General features: G+C 59.0%; 21 protein-coding genes. 14 read left to right on the top strand and 7 right to left on the bottom strand.

The features are described from left to right. Nucleotides 1–123 precede the first annotated feature (123 nt). Nucleotides 124–2,238, top strand: coding sequence for a polyribonucleotide nucleotidyltransferase (gene pnp / locus VZ068_RS13250; protein WP_046963953.1), 2,115 nt, complete (start codon nt 124–126; stop codon nt 2,236–2,238). Between the two features lie 227 nt (nt 2,239–2,465). Here pnp and VZ068_RS13245 read toward each other — a convergent pair whose 3' ends face one another. From VZ068_RS13245 to VZ068_RS13235, 3 genes are all read right to left on the bottom strand, one after another. Next, nucleotides 2,466–3,518 carry a DUF2272 domain-containing protein gene (locus tag VZ068_RS13245; protein WP_349655561.1) on the bottom strand — a complete coding sequence of 351 codons (1,053 nt, stop codon included), beginning with the start codon at nt 3,516–3,518 and terminating at the stop codon, nt 2,466–2,468. A 63-nt stretch (nt 3,519–3,581) separates the two neighbouring features. Next, nucleotides 3,582–4,463 (bottom strand): carboxylating nicotinate-nucleotide diphosphorylase, encoded by an 882-nt coding sequence (gene nadC / locus VZ068_RS13240; protein ID WP_259151009.1) that lies wholly within the window; start codon nt 4,461–4,463, stop codon nt 3,582–3,584. Continuing rightward, a complete protein-coding gene (locus tag VZ068_RS13235) occupies nt 4,460–4,729 on the bottom strand; it encodes a Trm112 family protein (protein ID WP_259151008.1) in 270 nt (89 codons plus the stop codon). Before VZ068_RS13235 ends, nadC begins: the two co-directional genes overlap by 4 nt. A gap of 58 nt (nt 4,730–4,787) precedes the next feature. On the opposite strand from VZ068_RS13235, the gene purE reads away from it, so the two are divergent. Both purE and VZ068_RS13225 read left to right on the top strand, forming a co-directional pair. Continuing rightward, nucleotides 4,788–5,291 carry a 5-(carboxyamino)imidazole ribonucleotide mutase gene (gene purE, locus VZ068_RS13230; protein WP_349655560.1) on the top strand — a complete coding sequence of 168 codons (504 nt, stop codon included), beginning with the start codon at nt 4,788–4,790 and terminating at the stop codon, nt 5,289–5,291. Then, nucleotides 5,288–6,433, top strand: coding sequence for a 5-(carboxyamino)imidazole ribonucleotide synthase (locus VZ068_RS13225; protein WP_349655559.1), 1,146 nt, complete (start codon nt 5,288–5,290; stop codon nt 6,431–6,433). Before purE ends, VZ068_RS13225 begins: the two co-directional genes overlap by 4 nt. A 124-nt stretch (nt 6,434–6,557) precedes the next feature. Here the strand turns inward: VZ068_RS13225 and VZ068_RS13220 are convergent, their stop codons facing one another. Further along, the gene (locus VZ068_RS13220) at nt 6,558–7,136 is read right to left on the bottom strand and encodes a Fe-Mn family superoxide dismutase (RefSeq protein ID WP_349655558.1); all 579 of its coding nucleotides are present in this window, start codon (nt 7,134–7,136) and stop codon (nt 6,558–6,560) included. Between the two features lie 120 nt (nt 7,137–7,256). Here VZ068_RS13220 and grxD point away from each other — a divergent pair, with 120 nt between their 5' ends. The 5 genes from grxD (at nt 7,257) to ppnN (ending at nt 14,029) form a co-directional block, all read left to right on the top strand. Beyond that, a complete protein-coding gene (gene grxD, locus VZ068_RS13215; protein WP_039420602.1) occupies nt 7,257–7,577 on the top strand; it encodes a Grx4 family monothiol glutaredoxin in 321 nt (106 codons plus the stop codon). After that, entirely contained in the window at nt 7,574–8,317 is a 744-nt protein-coding gene (locus VZ068_RS13210) for an SDR family NAD(P)-dependent oxidoreductase (protein ID WP_349655557.1), read from the top strand. The genes grxD and VZ068_RS13210 overlap by 4 nt, the downstream gene beginning before the upstream one ends. Next, nucleotides 8,314–8,913, top strand: a complete 600-nt coding sequence (locus VZ068_RS13205) for a YhgN family NAAT transporter (RefSeq protein ID WP_046963961.1) — start codon at nt 8,314–8,316, stop codon at nt 8,911–8,913. Before VZ068_RS13210 ends, VZ068_RS13205 begins: the two co-directional genes overlap by 4 nt. Nucleotides 8,914–9,282: 369 nt before the next feature. Continuing rightward, nucleotides 9,283–12,540 carry a carboxypeptidase regulatory-like domain-containing protein gene (locus VZ068_RS13200; protein ID WP_349655556.1) on the top strand — a complete coding sequence of 1,086 codons (3,258 nt, stop codon included), beginning with the start codon at nt 9,283–9,285 and terminating at the stop codon, nt 12,538–12,540. A gap of 103 nt (nt 12,541–12,643) precedes the next feature. Continuing rightward, the gene (gene ppnN / locus VZ068_RS13195; RefSeq protein WP_259150999.1) at nt 12,644–14,029 is read left to right on the top strand and encodes a nucleotide 5'-monophosphate nucleosidase PpnN; all 1,386 of its coding nucleotides are present in this window, start codon (nt 12,644–12,646) and stop codon (nt 14,027–14,029) included. Here ppnN and VZ068_RS13190 read toward each other — a convergent pair. After that, nucleotides 14,026–15,090, bottom strand: a complete 1,065-nt coding sequence (locus tag VZ068_RS13190; protein WP_349655555.1) for a histidine kinase — start codon at nt 15,088–15,090, stop codon at nt 14,026–14,028. The two genes, ppnN and VZ068_RS13190, sit on opposite strands and share 4 nt — an antisense overlap. Nucleotides 15,091–15,310: 220 nt before the next feature. On the opposite strand from VZ068_RS13190, the gene VZ068_RS13185 reads away from it, so the two are divergent. The 6 genes from VZ068_RS13185 (at nt 15,311) to VZ068_RS13160 (ending at nt 22,088) form a co-directional block, all read left to right on the top strand. Then, on the top strand, nt 15,311–15,778 hold the full coding sequence (locus tag VZ068_RS13185) for a GspH/FimT family pseudopilin (RefSeq protein ID WP_326521113.1): 468 nt from the start codon (nt 15,311–15,313) through the stop codon (nt 15,776–15,778). 40 nt (nt 15,779–15,818) lie between these two features. Beyond that, on the top strand, nt 15,819–16,301 hold the full coding sequence (pilV, locus tag VZ068_RS13180; protein ID WP_259160996.1) for a type IV pilus modification protein PilV: 483 nt from the start codon (nt 15,819–15,821) through the stop codon (nt 16,299–16,301). A gap of 65 nt (nt 16,302–16,366) precedes the next feature. After that, nucleotides 16,367–17,302: a PilW family protein gene (locus VZ068_RS13175; protein ID WP_259160994.1), complete on the top strand. Its 936-nt coding sequence runs from the start codon at nt 16,367–16,369 to the stop codon at nt 17,300–17,302. Further along, entirely contained in the window at nt 17,299–17,832 is a 534-nt protein-coding gene (locus VZ068_RS13170) for a PilX N-terminal domain-containing pilus assembly protein (RefSeq protein ID WP_259160993.1), read from the top strand. Before VZ068_RS13175 ends, VZ068_RS13170 begins: the two co-directional genes overlap by 4 nt. An 11-nt stretch (nt 17,833–17,843) precedes the next feature. After that, nucleotides 17,844–21,644: a PilC/PilY family type IV pilus protein gene (locus VZ068_RS13165; protein ID WP_349655554.1), complete on the top strand. Its 3,801-nt coding sequence runs from the start codon at nt 17,844–17,846 to the stop codon at nt 21,642–21,644. Nucleotides 21,645–21,647: 3 nt separating this feature from the next. Next, complete coding sequence (locus tag VZ068_RS13160; protein ID WP_349655553.1) at nt 21,648–22,088, top strand: type IV pilin protein; 441 nt, start codon at nt 21,648–21,650, stop codon at nt 22,086–22,088. A 264-nt stretch (nt 22,089–22,352) separates the two neighbouring features. Here the strand turns inward: VZ068_RS13160 and VZ068_RS13155 are convergent, their stop codons facing one another. Continuing rightward, nucleotides 22,353–22,622 (bottom strand): hypothetical protein, encoded by a 270-nt coding sequence (locus VZ068_RS13155; RefSeq protein WP_349655552.1) that lies wholly within the window; start codon nt 22,620–22,622, stop codon nt 22,353–22,355. A gap of 568 nt (nt 22,623–23,190) precedes the next feature. Further along, entirely contained in the window at nt 23,191–23,313 is a 123-nt protein-coding gene (locus VZ068_RS13150) for a hypothetical protein (protein WP_349655551.1), read from the bottom strand. Nucleotides 23,314–23,457: the final 144 nt, after the last annotated feature.

Here is a 23,457-nt window from a genome sequence, read left to right as displayed (position 1 = left end):
TGGTCGTTCGCAAACGCGTCATCGCATTATCAAGTTCATGGGCCGGAGCCTCCCGGCCGCCCGTTCTCGGCATGGGTCGACGACGGTCCAACGAAGACAGTTACACCTAAGGAAAAAACCTCCGTGGCAAAAATCACCAAAACCTTCCAGTACGGCAAGCACACCGTCACCCTGGAGACGGGCGAAGTCGCTCGCCAGGCGAGCGGTGCCGTCATCGTCAAGATGGACGACACCGTACTGCTGGTCACCGCCGTCGCCGCAAAAACCGCGCGCGAAGGGCAGGACTTCTTCCCCCTGACGGTCGATTATCAGGAGAAGTTCTACGCCGGCGGCCGCATCCCGGGCGGCTTCTTCAAGCGCGAAGGACGTGCGACCGAGAAGGAAACGTTGATCTCGCGCCTGATCGACCGTCCGATCCGTCCGCTGTTCCCGGAGGACTACAAGAACGAAGTACAGATCATCGCGACCGTGATGTCGATGAACCCGGACATCGACGGCGACATCGCCGCGTTGATCGGTGCGTCGGCTGCACTGTCGCTGGCCGGCACCCCCTTCAATGGCCCGATCGGCGCCGCCAAGGTGGGCTACAAGAACGGTGAGTACATCCTCAACCCGACCATCGCCGAGCTGAAGGATTCGCAGCTGGAGCTGGTGGTCGCCGGTACCGCCAATGCGGTGCTGATGGTGGAGTCGGAAGCGGCGCTGCTGTCCGAAGAAGTGATGCTGGGCGCAGTGACCTTCGGTCATCGCGAACTGCAGAAGGTCATCAATGCGATCAACGAGCTGACCGTCGAAGCCGGCACCAAGCCCAGCACCTGGGTTGCGCCTGCCAAGAACACCGCGCTGATCAACGCGCTGAAGGAAGCCGTCGGCACGCAGCTGGCGAGCGCCTTCCAGGTGCGCGACAAGCTGCAGCGTCGCGATGCCATCTCGGCGATCAAGAAGGACGTGATGGAGTCGCTGGCCGGCCGCGTCGCCTCCGAGGGCTGGAGCAGCGCCGAGCTGTCGAAGGAATTCGGCGAGCTGGAATACCACACCATGCGCGACTCGGTGCTCGACACCAAGGTGCGTATCGATGGTCGTGCGCTGGATACCGTGCGTCCGATCGCGGTGCAGGCCGGCGTGCTGCCGCGTACCCACGGCTCGGCGCTGTTCACCCGCGGCGAGACGCAGGCGATCGTGGTCACCACGCTGGGCACTGCCCGCGATGGCCAGGTGATCGATGCGGTCAGCGGCGAGTACAAGGAAAACTTCCTGTTCCATTACAACTTCCCTCCTTATTCGGTGGGCGAGTGCGGTCGTTTCGGTGCGCCGAAGCGTCGCGAAATCGGTCATGGCCGTCTGGCCAAGCGCGGCGTGCTCGCCGTGATGCCGAGCCTGGAAGAATTTCCGTATACGATCCGCGTGGTCTCGGAAATCACCGAGTCCAATGGCTCCTCGTCGATGGCATCGGTCTGCGGCAGCTCGCTGGCGCTGATGGATGCCGGCGTGCCGATCAAGGCCCCGGTCGCAGGTATCGCGATGGGCCTGGTCAAGGAAAACGACCGCTTCGTGGTGCTGTCGGACATCCTGGGTGACGAAGATCACCTCGGCGACATGGACTTCAAGGTGGCCGGTACTGCAGAAGGCGTGTCCGCGCTGCAGATGGACATCAAGATCGAAGGCATCACCGAAGAGATCATGAAGCAGGCATTGCAGCAGGCCAAGGCCGGCCGTCTGCACATCCTCGGCGAGATGGCGCATGCACTGACCGCCCCGCGTCAGGAGCTGAGCGACTACGCGCCGCGCTTGCTGACCATCAAGATCCACCCGGACAAGATCCGCGAAGTGATCGGCAAGGGCGGCTCGACCATCCAGGCGATCACCAAGGAAACCGGTACGCAGATCGACATCCAGGACGACGGCACGATCATCATCGCCTCGGTCAACGCGATCGCCGCGCAAGCTGCCAAGTCGCGTATCGAGCAGATCACCTCGGACGTGGAGCCGGGCCGCATCTACGAAGGCAAGGTCGCCAAGATCATGGACTTCGGCGCGTTCGTCACCATCCTGCCGGGCAAGGACGGCCTGGTGCACGTCTCGCAGATTTCCAGCGAGCGCGTGGAGAAGGTCGGCGACAAGCTGAAGGAAGGCGATCTGGTCCGCGTCAAGGTGCTGGAAGTGGACAAGCAGGGCCGTATCCGTCTGTCGATCAAGGCAGTGGAAGAAGGCGAGGGCGTTCCGCCGTCGGCCGAGTAATCGCCGCTGGTTGATACGTCACGAAAAAGCGGGCTTCGGCCCGCTTTCTTGTTGTCGGTTCGCAATAGCCCATGCCTTGTTCCTTCTCCCACCGGGAGAAGGTGCCCCGAAGGGGCGGATGAGGGTGCGGTCGCAGTCTCATGCAGGTGAAACGGCGCCAGGGCTACGCCTCCGTAGCTCACCCCAACCCCTCTCCCGCAGCAGAGAGAGGGGCTTCGATTCGTTCCTCAACCAGGCTGCTGCGTCGGCGCCGGCTGCGTTTCCGGGCGCGGCGGCACCACGCGTGGAAAACCTGGTGGCATCGTCTGCTCGGCAGGCGGTGCGGTGGGCGCAGGCAGTGGTTCGGTCGGCGGTGGCGCCAGCATCGCCGCATCAGGACGCAGCTTCAGCAACGCAGCCCAGTCGCGACGATTGAAGTCGCATAGTTCTTCGTGTGCCGGCGTGCATTCGCTGGCGGCGCCAAGGCTGTCTTCGTTCTGGTCCTGCGCGTTGTCGGACTGCGGCGTCGGCAATACCACCCGACCGGCGCGGTCCAGCGGCATCTTGCGCATCATCACGGTGTTGAACACATTGCCGCCGATCAGATACAGCGTGCGATCGCCGCCGACATTGGCAGCCACCACCACATCGCAATGCGATTGCCATGGCATCGATGCGCTACCGCCCAACGCGGCCTTCAATCCTGCGTAGCCAAGCGCCACGCTGCGCCCGCGGAGCAGGCAGAGCAGATCGCCGGGTGCAGGCTTTTCGACGGCAGGGTCGGCGAACTGGTACGGGCCGGTGGCACCGTCGTTGTACGCGCTGCGAATGTAGTCCAGATGGCGCGCTGAACGGTGGAATCCGCTCAGTCTGGCTTGCGTCATCACCCATGAAATGAAAGCGGCCGACCACGGGTTGTCGATCAGAAACGCGCGACAATCGCTGGCGGTGTAGCGGGTGCCATCCAATGCAGCGCAACTTGACGCGCCGGGACGGCCGCCCATCGAAGCAAGCGTGCCGCTGTCGCGCCAATAGTCTGCCACGCGCTGCCAGGCGACGACACCATGGTCGGCGAGATAGCCCGATTCGGCTTCGGTCACGCCCAGGCTGGCAAGGCGCCCTTTGGCATCGATGAACGGGTGTTGCCACAGACGATGCTCATTGCAGGCCGAGCGCACGATGGCGATAGCGGCGGGGCTGGTGCCGAACCGCGGCGGCACATCGCACACTTCCGCAGCCGCAGCGCCGCCTCCCAATCCTGCAAGCAACAGGCACATCCACGGCCAGGGTCTTACGGTCATCGAACATCCTGCACGAAAGCAATCGCAGCAGGCTGCCAGAGCGGCCTGCGCGCAGACGTGAAATCAGTGCGGCGGCGGGCCGAGTTTGAGCGACAGATCCACCGCCTGCACATGCTTGGTCAACCCGCCGATGGAAATGCAGTCCACGCCGTCCTGTGCAATTGCGCGGATGCCGGCCAGGTCGACGCTGCCGGAGACTTCCAGCGGGATGCGCTGATCCACCGGCAGTGCGGCAACGATGCGCACCGCCTCGCGACGCATCGCCGGGTCGAAGTCGTCGATCAGGATGCGCGTGCAGCCCACCTGCAAGGCCTCGCGCAGCTGCGCCAGCGTTTCCACCTCCACCACCAGCGGCAACTGCGGTTGCTGCGCACGTGCCGCATGCACGGCTGCGCCGAGCGAGCCGGCGGCGCGGATATGGTTTTCCTTGAGCATCACCGTATCGAACAGGCCGATGCGGTGATTGTCGCCGCCACCGCAGCGCACCGCGTATTTCTGCGCCATGCGCAGGCCCGGCAGCGTCTTGCGCGTGTCCAGGATGTGGGCGCCGGTGCCTGCCACTTCCGCCACATAGGCCGCGGTGGCGGTGGCGGTGGCGGAGAGCGTCTGCAGAAAGTTCAGCGATGTGCGTTCGGCACTGACCAGGCTGCGGCTACGGCCTTGCAGGATGGCCAGCACCGTGCCGGCGCTGACGTGCTGACCTTCGTGTACGTGCCAGTCGATGCGTACCTGTGGGTCGAGCGCACGATGGGTGGCATCGAACCAGGGTCGGCCGGCGATCACCGCGTCCTGCTTGCACAACAGATAGGCGCTGTCGGCTTGGTCGGGCAGCAGCGCGGCAGTCACATCGCCAGAGCCGATGTCTTCGGCCAGCGCGCGCGCCACATCGGCATCGACCAACGCCGCTGGCGGAGCCGCAGGCACGGTACGCACGGACGAACTCACTTTTCGGGGAAGTCGGTGATCTGCGCGGTGGCGATGGCTTCTTCGGCCAGCAGCACCGGAATACCGTCGTCGACGCGGAAGACCTGCTTGCGGTCCCGGGTGATCAAGGCCTCGCGCAGCGGCTGGCTTTGCGCGGTGCCGTCGGCGCGCTGCAGGGCTCCGGCGGCGATGGCGGTGTTGAGCGCTTCCAGGCCCTTGCCGTCCAGCAGCGAAAGCGGCTGACGGGTGTCGGGCGAGCACAGCAGGTCGAGCAGTTTGCGATCCATCGAAGTCTTGTCTTGCGTGGAGATTGGCTAGAATACGTCTTTACCGCAGGGCAGGGCCATGACCTCCAACCACTCCGCGCCGCTGGTCGGCATCGTGATGGGCTCCCGTTCGGATTGGGAGACCATGCAACACGCAGCTCAGAAGCTCGATGCGCTGGGCGTGCCGTACGAAGTCAAGGTGGTCTCGGCGCACCGTACCCCGGATGTGTTGTTCACCTACGCAGAACAAGCTGTCGAGCGCGGCTTGCGCGCCATCATTGCCGGTGCCGGCGGTGCAGCGCACCTGCCAGGCATGCTGGCGGCCAAGACGGCGGTGCCGGTGCTGGGCGTGCCGGTGCAGTCCAAGGCGCTCAACGGCATGGATTCATTGCTGTCGATCGTGCAGATGCCGGCCGGCATCCCGGTGGCCACGTTTGCGATCGGCAACGCCGGCGCGGCCAACGCGGCGTTGTTTGCGGCCGCGATGCTGGCGCCGGAGCAGGTACAGATCGGTCAGGCGCTGGCGCAGTTCCGTGCCAAACAGACCGACGATGTGATGGCCAGCGACGACCCGCGCCAATGACCACGGTCGGTATTCTGGGAGGCGGCCAGTTGGCGCGCATGCTGGTGCTGGCCGGCGTTCCGCTTGGGCTGCGGTTTGCGGTATTCGACCCGGCGGCCGATGCCTGCGCAGGGCAGGTGGCACCGCTGCAGGTGGGCGCGTTCGACGATGTTGCCGCGCTCGCGGCATTCGCCGCGCAGGTGGATGCAATCACCTTCGATTTCGAGAACGTGCCTGCCGCCAGCGCGCAGCAACTTGCCGCGCAGCTGCCGGTGTTGCCGCGCCCGGATGCCCTGGCGGTAGCGCAGGATCGGCTGAGCGAGAAAACCTTGTTCCGCGCGCTCGGCATTCCGGTGCCGGAGTTTGCCGCCATCGACGACCGTGCCGGGCTCGACGCTGCCTTGGCGCGTATCGGTACGCCCTGCGTGCTCAAGACGCGTCGCTTCGGCTACGACGGCAAGGGCCAGTTCCGCATCAAGACGCTGGCCGATGCCGATGCCGCGTGGGACGCGCTTGGCGCGCAGGCGGCGAAGGTCGGGCTGATCGTGGAGGCCTTCGTGCCGTTCGAGCGCGAGGTCAGCGTGGTGGCCGTGCGTGGGCGCGATGGCGAATTTCGCGCGTGGCCGCTGACCGAGAACTGGCATGTGGACGGCGTGCTCTCGGCCAGTCTGGCGCCGGCGCGTGTAGATGCCGGGTTGCAGGCCGCCGCACAGGCACATGCGCGTGCGATCGCCGAGCGCGTGGACTACGTGGGCGTGTTCGCGCTGGAACTGTTCGTGCGCGATGGCCAGTTGCTCGCCAACGAGATGGCGCCGCGCGTGCACAACTCCGGGCATTGGACCATTGAAGGCGCCGAGACCTCGCAGTTCGAAAATCATGTGCGCGCCGTGCTCGGCCTGCCACTTGGCAGCACTGCGATGCGTGGCCATGCCTGCATGCTCAACTGGCTGGGCGCGATGCCGGACGCTGCGGCATTTCTGGCAGTGCCCGGTGGGCATTGGCACGACTACGGCAAGCAGTCGCGCGAGGGCCGAAAGGTGGGACACGCAACGCTGCGTGCCGATACCCCGCAGGCGCTGGACGAGGCGCTTGTCGCAGCCGGGGTGGCACTGCAGCGCACTGCGCAAGTCGAACCGGTGATTGCGCGCCTGCGCGAAGGCTGAGTTGTCAGCCGATCCCGAGACATCGCGACGCAGCAGTGAGGCGGCGCGATGGCTGCCTGCACTTGGGCGCAGAGCACTGACGCGGGCCGCCGGTCAGCGGTCCATCGGCATCCAGGTGCGCGTGTCAGCTCAGCCGGCTGGCCACGAAATCCCAGTTGATCAGCTTCCAGAACGCCTCCAGGTACTGGGCACGGTCCTGCTGGTAATCCAGGTAGTACGCGTGTTCCCAGAGGTCGCATGCCAGTAGCGGCGTGTCCGGCCCGGTCAGTGGCGTGGACGCATTGGGCGTGGCGACAACGGCCAATGCGCCGTCCGGGCGTTGTACCAGCCAGACCCAGCCCGAGCCGAAGCTGCTCAAGGCGACGCGATTGAACTCCTGCTTGAAGTGCACGAAATCGCCGAACGATCTGCCGATGCCATCGGCCAGCTTGCCGAGCGGCTCGCCGCCACCGCGTGGCCGCAGGCATTGCCAATAGAAATTGTGGTTCCACACCTGCGCGGCCAGGTGGAACAGCGTGCCCTGCGCCTGCGCGATGATCTCTTCCAGCGTCAGCTCGGCAAATTCGCTGCCTTCGATGCGCGTATTGAGCCGTTCGACCTCGCTGCGATGACAGACGCCGTGGTGCGCCTCCAGGGTCGCGGAAGACAGATGCGGCTCCAGAGCGGCGCGGGAGTAGGGGAGTGCAGCGTGTTCGATCGGCATGATGTGCAAGGCAGCGAAGGGAGTCCGGCGGCAGGTCGCGTGAAGGCTTACAATGCGCGCCTTTGCGGAAGTCTATCCGACCCGGCGGTCGGGCCTGCCGCTCCCAGTCAGGAGAGTCCAATGCCGGTGATGGAACGGATCCAGGCCGAAGTCGAACAACACCCGATCGTGCTGTTCATGAAAGGCACCCCGCAGTTTCCGATGTGCGGGTTTTCCAGCCGCGCAGTGCAGGCGTTGATCGCCGCCGGCGCCGATCAGCTGCGCACGGTCAATGTGCTGGAAGAACCCGAAATCCGCGCCAATCTGCCGCGTTATTCCAATTGGCCGACCTTTCCGCAGTTGTTCATCCATGGCGAGCTGATCGGCGGTTGCGACATCACGCTGGAACTTTTCGAAGCCGGCGAACTCAAGCGCATCGTCACCGAAGCGTATCAGCCGTGAGTGCGTTGCAGGACCAGGGTCCGCCGCAGTCGCTGGCCGGGCGGGTGGTGCTGATCACCGGCGCGGCCGGTGGGCTGGGCGCCGCCGCCGCACGGGCATGCGCATCGGCAGGGGCGACCGTGGTACTGCTGGGGCGCAAGCTGCGTCCGTTGGAGCGCGTCTACGATGCGATGGCAACGCTGGGTCCGGAGCCGTTGCTGTACCCGCTCGATCTGGCCGGCGCGACACCCGATGATTACGCTGGGTTGGCGCAACGGCTGCAGTCCGAATTGGGCGGTGTCCATGGGCTGCTGCATTGCGCCGCCGATTTCGGCGGGCTGACGCCGGCCGAACTTGCGGCACCTGCGGACTTCGCACGCAGCATCCACGTCAATCTCACCGCACGCGCCTGGTTGACCCAGGCCTGCCTTCCACTGATGCGACAGCAGGACGACGCGGCCGTGGTCTTCGTGGTCGACGATGCCGTGCGCGTCGGTCAGGCCTACTGGGGCGCCTACGGCGCCGCCCAGCATGCGCAGCTCGGCGTGATCGCCAGCCTGCATCACGAAACCGCAGCCGGCCCGGTGCGCGTCCATGGCCTGCAACCAGGGCCGATGCGCACCGCATTGCGCGCGCGCGCCTTTACCCATCAGGAAGACAGCGAGGCGGCCGACCCCGTCCGTTACGCGTCCGCCTGTGTCACCTTGTTGTCCATGGCAGGTGCCCCGCACCGCGGTGCGATCTGGAGCCCTTGCGCATGACCATTCTGTCGGCGGCCTTGCTGCTGTTCCTGATCCTGGACCCGCTGGGCAACATCCCGGTCTTTCTCAGCGTGCTCAAACCGTTGCCGCCCAAGCGGCAGCGCTTCGTGCTCGCGCGCGAGCTGCTGATCGCCCTGATCGTGTTGATGGCGTTTCTGTGGGGCGGCAAATACGCGCTGGAACTGATGCATCTGCGGCAGGAATCGGTGGCGATCGCCGGCGGCATCGTGCTGTTTCTGATCGGCATCCGCATGATCTTCCCGCGCCCGGAAGGCCTGATGGGCGAGATCCCGGACGGCGAGCCCTTCATCGTGCCGCTGGCCATTCCGCTGGTGGCCGGACCGTCCGGCATGGCCGCGGTCATGCTCATGGGCAGTAACGAACCCACGCGTCTGTGGGACTGGAGCCTGGCGCTGATGATCGCCTGGATCGGCGCCTCCACGATCCTGGCCTCGGCCCCGTTGCTGTACAAACTGCTCGGTCATCGCGCACTGACCGCGATCGAGCGGCTGATGGGCATGCTGCTGGTCGCGATTTCCGTGCAGATGTTCCTGGATGGGTTGGGGACGTACTTCAAGCTGCCGGTGTCGATTTAAGGGCGCTGTCATATCAGGGGTCGGTACTGGCCGTGGCGCGACGCGCGCTCCTTTGCGCAAACCCGGTCCAGCCGCAGTCCCGCCGGCTTTTGACGACCGAATTTGGCCCAGTCGAGACGCATGTCTCGCTCCCGCTGCGATCTTGCGCAACAAGGCCGTTGCGCCTTCACATGCGAAGTTCATGTTGCAGTGCGCGAACTTTGTCACGCCGCCGTCACAATCAGGCCTTAGCGTGTTAATCTGTTGTTAACCGTTGCGGCAGCAACCAGCCGCCCGGCGAGGGACCCCAGATCATCGGCAGCCCACCCCCGGGAACGGTTGGGCTGACTGCGCTTTTGTCACTGCCCAACCTGTATCGAGGCCACCGAAATGACCCACCCCCGTTGTCTCCGCATGTCCAAGCTCACGCTTGGTCTCGTTGCCGCACTCGCCGCCGCTCCCGTATTTGCGCAGAGCACCTCCGCCGGCGTCGCTGGCCTGGTCACCAGCAGCGGCGGTCAGCCGGTGCCGAATGCCGAAGTCACGATCACCCACGTCGAATCGGGTACCGTCAGCCGCGCCACCACCGATGCCAGCGGACGCTACAACGCGCGCGGCCTGCGTGTGGGTGGGCCATACACCATCACCATCACCAAATCGGGTGAAGGCACCAAGACCGAAGAGGGCGTTTACCTCAACCTCAATCAGGTCAACACTGTCAATGCGGATTTGGCAGGCGACATCGCCGCCACCAATCTCGAAGCCGTGCAGGTCATGGCTGTCGCGGGTGGCTCGGAGCTGTTTAGCGCTTACAAGATGGGTACCGGCACGAACGTGTCTCGCGAGACCATCGAATCGCTGCCGTCGGTCAATCGCAACATCCAAGATTACATCCGTCTCGATCCGCGTATTTCGCAAGTCAGCAAGGCCGATGGCGCAATTTCGGTGGGCGGTCAAAATACGCGCTACAACGCTATTCGCATCGACGGTATTGGTGCAGGCGATCCCTTTGGTTTGGAGTCCAATAACCTGCCGACCGAGCGTCAGCCGGTGTCGATGGATGCCATCCAGGAAATCAATATCGATGTCGCCAATTACGACACCACCATTTCTGGCGGTACCGGCGCAGTAATCAATGCGGTAACCAAGTCGGGTACCAATAACTTTGGCGGCACCGTGTACTACGCGTATCGCGACAAGGATATGGTGCGCAAGGAATTGGAAGGCGTTCGTTTCAATGGCTTCGATGATGAAAAGACCTATGGCATGACCTTGGGTGGGCCGATCGTCAAGGACAAGCTGTTCTTCTTTGCCAACTACGAAAAGATGGAGCGTTCGGCGCCGGGTATCAGCTTGACTGATTCTCCGTATGGCAGAGGTAGCATCACCGATGCCGATATCGCCCGTGCACAGCAGATCGCAACCGGTTATGGCTTCGACGCGGGTTCGCTGAACCAGCCTGCCAATAAGACCGAAGTCGAAGAATATGCGCTGAAGATCGACTGGAACATCAGCGACAATCATCGCGCCGCTGTGCGTTACAACAAGCTTGAGCAAAACGTGGTCCGCTTCCCGCAGATCAGCAATAGTGCTGTCTCGCTGAGCAGTTTTTGGTATCAGCAGCCAAAGACCTACGAATCCTGGATGGGCGAACTGTTCAGTGACTGGTCCGAGAACTTCTCAACCGAATTCAAGCTTTCACATAAGGAATACTCTGCGGTCCGCGAGCCGAATTCGACCTTGCCGCAGATTCAGGTGCGTGGTTTTGGCGGGACTGCGAATAATTCGCTCTATTTCGGTACCGAGCAGAACTCGCACATCAATGCGGTCGAGAGCAAGGAATTGAGCGCCTTCGGTGCCGGGACTTGGTATGTCGGTGACCACACCGTCAAGTTTGGCTTCGATTATTCCAAAAACGATCTGCTCAACTACTTCGGCCGTAATCTCAACGGCGCATACTTGTTCAACAACCTCAACGACTTCGCGGCAGGTCGCGTTAACCAGTACATTGTGCGTGCGCCGCGTCCCGGCGGTAGTTATGACGACATTCCGGCCGAGTACACGCTGAAGAATACTGGTTTGTTCATCCAGGATAGCTGGGCGGTCAATAGCAATCTGACCGTGCAGGGCGGCGTGCGCATCGACATGCCCGACTTCAGTGATCAGCGCCTGTACAACCCGCGCATTATGTCGCTGTATGGCTACGACAATACCCAGCTACCCGACGACAAGTTGGTGCAGCCGCGCTTCGGCTTCAACTACACGTTCGATAGCGATCGTCCTACACAGCTGCGCGGCGGCCTGGGTCTGTTTGGCGGTGCCGCACCGAATGTATGGCTGGCAGGTGTGTACCAGAACACCGGCCTGAACTATACCGAGTACACGGTCAACAATCCGGTCGGTATCTTCACCCCGAATACCAATCCGCCGTACATCCCGACTGCTGGGGCCGGTGCTCGTCAGAACGTGGACATCGCCGCGCCCGACCTCAAGCTGCCATCGGTGTGGAAGACCAATCTCGCCTTCGATCATGAGTTGCCCTGGTATGGCATCGTCGCTTCGGCTGAGGTGCTGTACACCAAGGTCAATAACGCGATCTATTTTGAGCGCCTGGACCTGTACAACCAAGCTGGTGTGGCTGCGACCCGTATTGGTCAGGATGGTCGTGAGTTGTACTGGAACGCTGCGGGTTACCGCCCTTCGACTGGTACCAATACTTCCGTACAGAACGGTCAAAACCTGGGTGGTGGTCAAGTCGTAAGCGGCAAGGCCAATCGTCCAAGCGACATGGGCGATGTGATGCTCATGCGCAATACTGACAAGGGCGAAGGCACCCAGTTCACGGTTGGGTTGAACAAGCCGCTCACGGAAACCTGGGGCTGGTCGCTTGCCTACACCTACACAGAGTCCACTGAAGTCAGTCCTTTGACCAGTTCGCAGAACACCTCGAACTGGGGCAGCACGCTGATCGGCACTGCCAATGAAAACGTGGCCTACGATTCGCGTTATGCGATCAAGGATCGCATCACTGGCTCGATCAACTGGAAGAAGGCGTTCTTCGGCAAGTACAACACCAGCGTGGGGTTGTTCTACGAAGGTCGTTCGGGTCGTCCGTTTAGCTACATCTACTACAACGACTTGAACGGCGACGCTGCTTCTACCTCCGGGGCCGGCTACTTCAACGACCTGTTCTACGTACCGAACGGGCCTGGCGACGTCCGGTGGGTTGGCGGAGCTGCAATGGAGCAGCGCTTCTTTGATTGGCTGGCAAAAAATCCCGAGTTGGCTGCCTACAAGGGGCAGATTGCGCCTGCGAACGAGTTCCGTACCAAGTGGGTTAACAGCTTCGATCTGCACGTCAGTCAGGAGCTGCCCGGTCTGTTCGAAGGCCACAAGACCGAGTTGGCGCTGGACATCATGAACGTCGGTAACCTGCTCAACAAAAAGTGGGGTCGCATCGAGGACTACGGCTTCAACTCCACCGCCCGAGTGGCGAGCTATGCCGGTATCGATCCTGCAACCGGCAAGTACATCTACAACTTTACAGGCGCCACCGACGAGCCTACGGTGCAGGAAAACAACAACGACAAGGGCAACACTGGCGTGTCGCGTTGGTCGATGCAGGTGACGTTGAAGTACAAGTTCTAATGCGGCTGGTGACGTAAGCAGCAAAAACGGCCGGGTTCTCCCGGCCGTTTTCTTTTGTGCGGGTGAGTACGCTAAAGTCTCCGACAGACGACAGGAGCAAGCTATGGAACTCAGCAGTACGGCAGCACGGGCGCTGCCGGTGGTGGATGCGCGGATCTATCCGCGGGGTGGTCTGGACGTGTTGTCCAAGGCGGAAGTGGCCCGGTTGCGCGATGCATCCAGCGGCGGCATGCACGAATTGCTGCGCCGTTGCGCGCTGGCGGTGCTGACCAGTGGCAGCGCCTCGGACGACCCGCGCGCCGCGCGCGACCTGTATCCGGATTTCGACATCCAGGTGAACCAACAGGATCGCGGCATCCGCATCGACCTGAGCAACGCGCCAGCAATGGCGTTCGTCGACGGCGAGATCATCCGCGGCGTTGCCGAGCTGCTGTTTGCCGTCGTCCGCGATCTCGCTTACATGGCGATCGAGCTGGAAGCGCAGCGCGCCGATCTGGACACCAGCGAAGGCATCACCAACGCCGTCTTCGGCCAGTTGCGCAACGCGCGCATCCTGCAGCCGTCGGACCCGAATCTGGTCGTGTGCTGGGGCGGGCATTCCATCTCGCGCGACGAATATCTGTACACCAAGCAGGTCGGCTACGAGCTCGGCCTGCGTGGCCTGGATATCTGCACCGGCTGTGGCCCGGGCGCGATGAAGGGCCCGATGAAGGGAGCCACCATTGCGCATGCCAAACAGCGCAAGCACCACACCCGCTACATCGGTGTGACCGAGCCCGGCATCATCGCGGCGGAGTCACCGAATCCGATCGTCAACCACCTGGTGATCATGCCGGACATCGAGAAGCGCCTGGAAGCCTTCGTTCGGATCGGTCATGGCATCCTGGTGTTTCCAGGGGGCGTCGGTACCGCCGAAGAAATTCTCTATCTGCTCGGCATCCTGCTACGCGAAGAAAACGCCGACCTGCCGTTCCCGCTGATCCTGACCGGCCCGACCATTGCCGCGCCGTACTTCGAACAGATCGACCGCTTCATCCGCCTCACCCTCGGCGAGGCGGCTGCGTCGCGCTACGAGATCATCGTCGGCGACCCGGTCGCCGTCGCACGCCGTATGGCAGAAGGCATTCACGAGGTGCGCGCGCACCGCAAGGACCAGAAGGATTCGTATTACTTCAACTGGTCGGTGCATATCCCGCTTGAGTACCAGCAGCCGTTCGTGCCCAGCCACGAAGCCATGGCTGCGCTGGACCTGCACCACGGCCGCCCGGCGCCGGCCCTCGCGGCCGACTTGCGCCGTGCCTTCTCCGGTATCGTTGCCGGCAACGTCAAGGAAGATGGCATGCGCCGCATCGAGGAGTTTGGCCCGTTCGAGATCCATGGCGACCCGGACATCATGCAGGCCCTGGACGAACTGCTGCGCGGCTTCGTCGAACAACGCCGGATGAAGATCTCTGGGGATTACCGGCCGTGCTATCGGGTAGTGACTTAGAGGTTGTTTTCCTGAGTTTGTGATCTTTGATGGATAAGGGGCATCACGATGGTTGCCAAATGGCGGCCATCGCTGATATCCGTGTCTAGTCTGCCTTTACCATCAGTCAAGCTGTCGAGACGGCTACGCACTGCGTTTAGGCCGATGCGGTGGCCGATACTCGTATCAAGTGGTGTACTCGGCACATCGTTCGTAACGGATAGTTCGATCCTGTCCTCATAAGTGACTACTCTGACGAGAACCTCGCCACCATTAGCGGATGGCTCGACCCCATGGCGGATTGCATTTTCAGCCAATGTCTGAATGCTCAGCGTGGGGACCTCGATATCGGGCAATGGAGAAGGTAGCTGCCAGGCGATACGTAATCGTTTGCCGAAACGCAATGCTTCGATCTTCAAGTACCTCTCCGTCAGTGCCAATTCTTCGGCAAGCTTCATTGCTGGTGGGCCGGCAAGCGCAGCCCTGAAGAGATCTGCTAGATCTAGCAGGAGCTGTTCTGCAGCCTCTGGCCGTTGGTGCAGCAGGGCGATTCCGGTATTGAGTGTGTTGAACAGAAAATGTGGGTGGATGCGCGCTTGGAGGGCCTCAAGCTCTGCCTGTTTCGCACGGACGGCTAACTGTCGCGCATTCCAGTGATTCTGAAAAATGACCAAGCTTAGAATGCCCATTGCCAGTGCGATGCCCGTGAACTGTAGCCAAAGTGACATCCAGTCGTTACGGGGGATCGGCATCACATCGTGCGTCAGGCTCTGTATCAACAAGCAGATCAGTCCGGTTACGATCAAAAGGGCCGCTAGCGCAGCCTGAGCGACTTGTTGGGGGCGCAGCCTGCTGAGCGGAGTTCGTATTAGGTAAAGCGCTCCCAAAGTTGGCAGGCTGATCCATTGAATGACCAGAGAGCTCAGCCCGAAGTAGACCCAGCGGCCGCTTTCGATGCCGGGTGCGAGCGCTAGCGTTGCGGCAAGCAACTCGCCCGCCAAAATGACTGCAATGATCACTGGGGCTTGCCAAAGCGCATCGAGGGGAGCTTGCAGTGGTTTGGAGGCAGGAATTTGGATCACTGGCGGCGACGCCCTGTGAAGGAGCTGGATGGGAGGCAGGCCGCTTGGATCACTGATGCGCCCGTTTGTCGGCACAAGCTATGGATTTCCACCCCGTCTAGCTTAGTGTACGCGGGTCGACTAGGGGATGGGGATCTCCATGCTAAGTACTTGTGAGCTTCCTGCGAACCCGCAACTGCGGTTAGTGCTGCGGGAAAGAGGATTTACATTAGTGGAACTGATGACGGCAATTGCCGTAATGGCAATTCTAGCTGCCATCGCTGTCCCCAGCTTCAATACATTTATTAATGACAGCCGTTTGGCATCGCAGGCCAATGAACTGATTGGAACGTTACAGTACGCCCGTTCGGAAGCGATTCGACGGAATAGAAAAGTGACGGTCTGTCCATCGTCAAATGGCTCAAGCTGTTTGACGGGTACCACATGGACACGATGGATCGCTCGAATTGACAATAGTGGCGAGGTACTACGCGACTTCTCTGGTAAGGCCGGTATCACCGCCACGGGGAACGTCAGCGCGATCGTCTACGGCTCCGACGGATTGGCGAAGGCCAGCACTGGCATGCTCGCGACTGCACAGATCGTCGTGTGCATGAATACGACAAGGCCCGCACAGAATCGTCGGTTGGTACAACTTGCGGGAGGCTCTCGCCTCGAGGTCAAGCGAGAGGCGGGCAGTTGTCCTTAATTAAATTAGGTGCAGCGTGAGCGCCCACCAGGAGAAACCGATGTATCGTCCTTTGTCTAAGCAGCTGCAGCGTGGCGCCACATTGATAGAGGTGATGATTTCAGTGCTGGTCATGGCAATTGGCTTGCTTGGGATCGCTGCAATGCAGACTACAGCATTGCGGAATAGTCAGAGCTCTTTGGAAAGAAGTGGTGCCGTGATTCAGGCATATACGGTGTTGGACGCGATGCGCGCCAATCGTGACATAGCCTTGGCAGGTGGGTATAACACGTCTGGCTATCTTTGTGCTGCGCCGACCGGTGCTTCACTTGCAGAAACCGACAAAGCCGCGTGGTTAAGGGCCTGGAAGGGAAGTTTAGGAGTTGCAATGGATGACGCGAGCGCCTGCGGCAGCATAGATTGCCAAAGCGGAATTTGTGATATCGGATTAAAGTGGGATGACAGCAGAGCAGTTAACGCGGCTGGCAGCAAAAAAGAGGCAGGCAATTCTGCTCAGGAATTTATGACTACGGTGCAGTTATGAGCGCAATGCGTAGGAGGGAGCGTGGTAGCCGTACTAAAAGCAGCGGCTTCACAATGGTTGAGCTCATGATAGCGCTGCTGCTTGGTCTGCTAGTGGTAGGGGCTGCCGTTGGCATTTTTGCCTCCAATCGCCAGACATATCGAGCTACCGAGGGCCTTGGGAGAATGCAAGAAGGGGTGCGTAACGCTTTTGAGTTGATGGCAAGAGACGTGCGTGAAGCTGCCGGAAATCCCTGTGTCAATAACCTGCCTATAGCGAATGTCCTTGAGAGTTCTTCTTCCAAGTGGTGGAGCAACCTGAATCAGTGGGGCGATGCTTTTCGCGGATATGGGGCGACAGACAACGCTGCGGATCTGACTGTTGGTGGAAGTAATGGGCAGCGCCTTGCAGGTACCGAAGTGCTGCAATTGTTTGCAGCTGATGAGAATGCGGCGACCATCAGTCTGCATGACACTGCGACTGCGAAATTTACAGTGAATACTGCCAGTCACGGTTTGAATGCAGGCGACTTGGCGGTTGCCTGCAATTCACGTCAGGCGTCCATTTTCCAAGTGTCATCGGTTAGCGGTCAAGACATTTTCCATGCACGAGCTGGAACGCCGGGAAACTGTACGTTGGGTCTAGGAGTACCTATGAGCTGTGCCACAGGAACGGTCTTCAATTACGCGGCCTCTGGTTCGGTCCTGGTCCGTTTGCATGCAACTCGCTGGTATATCGGTAACGGCACTAATGGTCCATCCTTATACCAGCAGGTTGCCACTGCCAATGGCACTGTAACAACTCAAGAGGTGGCTGAGGGTGTCAAGAATCTCAGTGTGCTCTATCTAGTGAAAGGTAGTAATAGCTACGTCAATGCATCTGCGGTTGGAACCCGTTGGGCGGATGTTATCGCAGCTCGTATGAGCCTCAGTCTTGTCGGTACCGACAGCGTCGGAGTGGGGTCTGCAGTGATTGAACGTCAATTGGTCCACGTCGCAAGCCTGCGGAACCGCAACCCATGAGTGAGCTAACCCATTTGCCAAATGCTTCAGGGCAGCGTGGCGCATCTTTGATTGTAGTGCTGATTTTGCTTTTGGTTATGACGCTTCTTGGTTTGACTGTCTTGCGGAACACTACTCTCGAAGAGCGCATGGCCGCTAACTTGTATGATCGAAGTCTCGGCTTTCAGGCGGCCGAATCTGCCCTGCGTCAGGGTGAGTTGCTCGCGCAGGCAACTCTCGCTTCTGCAGTTCCGAGCAGTGGATGCACTGCGGGTGTCTGCAGTACACCAGTCGCAACTGAATCAGATCGCTGGCTGAATAACAGTTTTGCCGGTTGGCTTAATGCGACCAATGATATTTCTGATAAAGCACCTCTCCCCAGGGCTAAATATTTCATCGAGTATATGGGGGAGGCGCCTACATGGCCGGCGTGCGATCGCAAAGTGCCAATCGATGCGCAATGTCTTACTCCGCGCTATCGAATCACTGCGCTAGCAGAAGAGGCGGACCGCGCCAGCGTCCTGCTACAGACCAATTATCTAGTTCGCTGAGGACGTTTGCCATGCGTACGCCGCAAACCAAAAATAATTCCTGGCACCGACGTTTATTCGCTCGTGCAACTCCTGTGCTGTGTGCTTACTTTGCGACTCTGTTGGCAATACCCGTCAATGCCGGTATCACATTGCCTTCCGATCCCTTGACTACCTCCAGTCGTGTGCCTCCGAATATTCTATTTATTCTGGATGATTCGGGCTCCATGCAATGGAGGTATATGTACAACCCTGATGTTTCCAGTATCTCTGGTGGCGGCATTACCAGTATTCCTACTGGTGACAATAGAACCGCGGACAACGACTACGGGTCAGATAGTGTCGATTTGGCAGCTTTCTATGATCTCAATTATGTGACAAATACGCTCTATTACAACCCTAATGTATCATACAACGCCTGGCTGGATTCAACAGGCACGCCGCTCGTGGGAGGGTTGAGTTACACCGCGGCCTACTCTGATAATGTCAACGTGCAGAGCTCGTTCGCAAATACCACGAGTGCTACTTTGAATCTTTCCAGCGCTGTAAGGACTTTCTACTTTCCTAAAGGCGATATTTCCAATTATTCTGATGCTACTCAATACTACAGGTATCAAATTCTTACTGGCGGGCAGGTGGTCCGTAGTGAGCGCCTGCAAGGTGTATCGAGAAGCGATAGCGGAACGATTGCATCTGGACTGTCAGGCGCTGCTGGAGTGTTTAGTGCAAATTACTCAATAAATTTGCCGGCAGGAGCTTCGAATTTATCAATTCAGACCGCAAGCTCTGCCAATTGTAGAAATGCGCGTTGTGCTGATCTTTACGTCAGATTGAACGCCACGCCAACTTTGGCGCAGTTTGATTGTGCCCAGACCTCGAGTGGAAATTCAGAGGCGTGCAACTTCTCATCTCCGGCGGCAGGTGTTTACAATATCCGGGTGTATGGTGGTAGTGCTTATTCGGGTGTTACACTAAGTTACAGCTATGACATTTTGAATAGCAATGGCGTCTCCAATGCCGGCTGCGATACGAGCACCTCTGGCTGGGGATGGAGGAATTGCACTTATTCGACTCCGGTCATCGTAGATAGCCAAGGCAATTCAAGGTCCAGGACCGATGCCGAAGAAAGAACCAACTTTGCTGCATGGTATTCTTACTATCGTACCCGTACGAAAGCAGCAAAGGCTGCTGCCGGCACCGCTTTTAGTGAGCTTGGGACCGATGTTCGTGTTGGTTATCGCACTATCTGGGGGCGTAACGGGGCAAGTACTAATGCCAACATACCTACTCAGACTGTCCCGATTCCCGTTTCGTATAATCAGGGTTTATTCGATGACCCCAATGGCGTATCCGGCACGAATAACAACCGAGCTGAATGGTATCGGAGACTTTATTCGACAATAGCGTCAAACGGTACGCCGCTACGTAGCGCTCTCACGAACGCTGGTGAATATTTTTCGCAGACAAATGCTTCGGGGCCGTATGGGCCTGAAGCTGGTTCCAACCAGCTTCAGTGCAGGCAAAATTTCACTATCTTGACTACGGATGGCTACTGGAATAGCGATAGCGGTTTCAGCTCCGGAGGTAATCAGGATGGCTCCAATGGCAGCGCAATTTTAAGGCCGGACAACTCTTCTTACACCTATACAGCTTCGCGGCCTTACAGTGATGGGCTTTCCAATACTTTGGCGGACGTCGCCATGCGCTATTGGAAAAATGATCTTCGTGCAGATATGCCAAATATTGTGCCGACAACGGGAGCCGACCCTGCATTCTGGCAGCACATGGTGACTTTCGGTCTATCGATTGGTCTCAGAGGAACATTGGATCCAGCATCAGATCTACCGGCAATCACTGCGGGAACCAAGGCGTGGCCGAGCCCGGTCGCGGATAACATCACTACGATCGATGATCTGTGGCATGCTTCGGTCAACGGTCGAGGCCGATTTGTTGCAGCAAGTAATCCGGGCCAGGTAACAAGCGGTTTGCGTGCAGCATTGTCCTCGGTTACTGAGCGAACTGGTTCATTTTCAAATGTATCTGCAAATTCAACATCGCTCACCACAGGAACCCGGGTCTATCAGGCGACCTACGTTTCAGGAGTATGGACGGGGGAAGTGACTTCTTATGCAGTCACTGCGGCTGATGGAGTGTCGACGACCGCGAGTTGGAGAGCGTCTGAACAAATTCCCACTGTTAATCGTAAAGTCTTTACTTCCGATGGAGTCAGAGGATTGGCTTTTCCGGCATCGGCGACAGCGGCGCAAATTGCGTCGCTGGCTCGGGTTGGGGCAAGCAATTATCCCGTGAGTGGTGAGGATAATGCTGCATATATCGCCGGAACGCGGACGCTTGAAATTCAAAATGGCGGTACATTACGTAACCGTAGTCGCATTCTAGGAGATATCGTCAGCTCGTCTCCTGCGTATGTTCCAGAAACGAATAGTCTTTACGTGGGATCTAACGACGGCATGCTGCATGCGATAAATGCCGCGAATGGTGCCGAGTTGTTTGCCTATCTTCCAAATGGAGTCAGCTGGAGCGGTCTGAATTCTTTGAGTCGTCCAGATTATACGCACAGGTATTCTGTAGATGGTCCAGTTGTCGTGTCTACGCGGACCCAGACTCCGGGTAAAAACACCTTGGTTGGCACTCTTGGGAAGGGCGGCAAAGGTCTATTTGCGCTGGACGTAACCAATCCGACCACTTTTGGCGTGAGTGACTTCAAATGGGAGGTGACGGAACAAGGCGGCGATATGGGTTTGGTACAGTCCAAGCCTGTTATAGCAAAGCTTAACACCGGGGAGACCGCGTTGATTGTCAGCAATGGAGTCAATAGCACAAATGGTCGTGCTGTTCTGTTGATTTATAATCTTGATACCGGAGCGTTAATTAGGAAGATCGACACAGGCGTTGGTTCACCTGTCACGGATAGTGCTGATTCGAACGGATTGTCTACTTCTGTTGGTTGGGATTCTGATGGCAACGGGACTGTGGATGCTGTTTACGCTGGTGACTTACTTGGTAATCTCTGGAAATTCGATGTCTCGTCAGCAACCGCTACAACATGGGGTTTAGCAAATAGCGGTCGCCCCATTTTTGCGGCTACTTATACCGGAGGAGCTACGCCAGTGCGCCAGCCCATTACTGGTGGATTGACAGTTGCCCTGAATCCTACGACCTTCAAGACATGGGTATTCTTTGGTACGGGTCGGTTGATGACAACTGGCGACTTGACAAATATGGATGTTCAAAGCATGTATGGCTTTGTCGATGATGGTACAGCAATCGTTCGAAGCGGCACGTCAGCGAATCTTACGCGTCGCACTACTGTTGTTGCCGGTACGCTGGGTGGCAGGCCGGTTCGCTCCTTTGAGGCGAATTCTCCTTTGCCTGCTACATCAAAGGGCTGGTACGTCGATCTTGTGGCACCGCCACAGCCAGGCACGGCAGAAGGCGAACGTATCGTGAGTGATGCCCAATTGCTAGGCGATGTTCTAGTAACTTCCAGCGTTATTCCCACTGCTAGTGCTTGTCAGGCAGATGGACGTGGCTACTTGAATGCTTTGGACGCCTTTACCGGTACCAGTAGCAATTCTTCGTTCTTCGACTTAGATGGTGATGGTAGCTTTACAGACGAAAAATTGACGAGTGACGGTCGAGACATTCCAGTTGGATCGGTGGATTTGGGGGTGGGGATGCCGACATTGGCGAACTTGCTCCGCGGGCGGGCAGTCTTGGGTGGTTCATCAGGCAATAATGCGAGCGTGGGTATCCCGGAAAATCGTAACGTCGGGCGTGTGTCTTGGCGCGAAGTCAAGCGAGGAGACTGATCGATGTGCAGATCAAGTGTGTTTCATTATCGACGTATGTCCCATATGCGATCTCGCCTTTATGGGTTCACGCTGATGGAGGTCATGGTTGTTGTGGCTGTCATTGCGATTCTGTCAGCGATTGCGTTCCCCAGCTATAACGCCTACGTAATCAAAACGCGTAGATCCGCAGCTACAGTTTGCTTGCAGGAGCGAGCACAGCTCATGGAGCGTTATTACACGACCAAGTTGACCTACGTCGATGCACCTGCGCCTGCAGCTTGCGACGGGATCATCAACTCTTATGCAATAGCATTTGAATCGACGCCTACGGCTAAGGCGTTTGTGCTGACAGCAACTCCGTCTACCTCGCAGAGGGATCCCAAATGCGGCACGCTGTCTCTTAACCAGAAGGGCGAGCGAGGCGCGTCTGGTACTGCGGCTTCGGCTGCGGAATGCTGGTGATCTTTGAGTTGCGGTAGTAAGTTGGTTGTTTGATTTTTTGGTGTGTTTTAAGGTTTTTGAAGAAGGAGATGGGATTTGCGAATTGACAGCTTTTCTTGACGGCAGTTGAGTTTTATATGTCGACTTTTTGAAATATAGAACTTAGCGGGCGTGGTCCCAAGCTGTTGTGTGATATCTGCAGGCAGTGGTCAAGCAGTGACCTTCTCTCCGCGCTAGGCATGCCTTCGCAGAGCTGAACAGTTCGGCTCCGGGGTGGGAGGCGAATTAGGTGGCGAACTTGGCCTGCGGGACATCGCCGATCGAGGTAGCTGCCGTGGGGCGATTCGACGAGCGGTGTGCCGGTCTGTCCGGCGGTGAATACGCCATGCTCACGTCGTTGTCGTGGGCCCAGAAATCCACCACCATCGAGATGAATTCGTTGCCCTCTGAATGCGCCGCAAGGGGAGGGCATTGAGGACGTGGGAATTGCATCGCTGTCATCACCAGGTCTGCGCCCTCGAGGTTCTGATTCGCTTCGATGTTCAGGCTTTCCATGGTGAAGTTGTCCGAGATGTTCACTGCCCGGAAGCGGCGGCAGCGGAGCAAGCGTCGGCAACGAAGTCCATGCTTCAAACTTGGTTAGGGGCGGTCAGTTCAGTCCGCTCCATGCGATGTGCTGCGGCCTTGTATCTGCGCGGAGGGTTGTGCCGCAGGTTGAGGCTTGCTTGGCAGTACGGCCGAGACAGACACGTGTGGTTGCATTTCCGGCCTTCTCTCTGCAATTGCACGTGGGATCGCCATAAACCATGGCGGACCCGTACGGGCGCGATCTCTACTATCTTTCGAAGCAGTGGCGCATCACCGTTGTCAAAAGGCTAGTAATACCACGCCAATCGACTTTGCTTGACGACCGCGCAAGCCCGTCGAGTCCAGCCTGATACCGATCGCAGATGGCCCACAAGCGTCTTGCACTGCGTGGCATCAGAGCTTTGTCGACCACACGTCCTGCAACATCACCTTGCCCAGGTTTAGATCGCCGACTAGCTGCTTGAGCTTGCAGCTCTCTTCCTCAAAGTGGCGTAGTCGACGCAGGCCGGCAACGCCGATCCCCGAAATTCTTGCGCTACGCGTAGAACGTAGCCCGGCTGGCGCCAATCTGGCGGAAAATCTCCTCGTCCGTCGTGCCGATATCAGTCTGCTTCAGGGCGAATGCGGTCTGCTCTTCGGTGAACTTCGATTTCTTCATGGCGGCGGGCCTCCCGGGGCCTGAGTGCCGCCGAATTTTCTCGTTCTGGCTGGTCTAAATCATAGGAATGAGGTCACTGGAGAGCTGCTCCTGGACACGTCTTCCCGATGATTGGGTTGCCTGAAGACCGCTGGCTATGGCCAA

Origin of the sequence: Xanthomonas sp. 10-10 (genome assembly GCF_040182365.1) — a bacterium.
Classification (GTDB): domain Bacteria; phylum Pseudomonadota; class Gammaproteobacteria; order Xanthomonadales; family Xanthomonadaceae; genus Xanthomonas; species Xanthomonas arboricola_F.
Note: the sequence above shows the minus strand (reverse complement) of the source record. Positions and strands in the feature narration are given on the sequence as shown.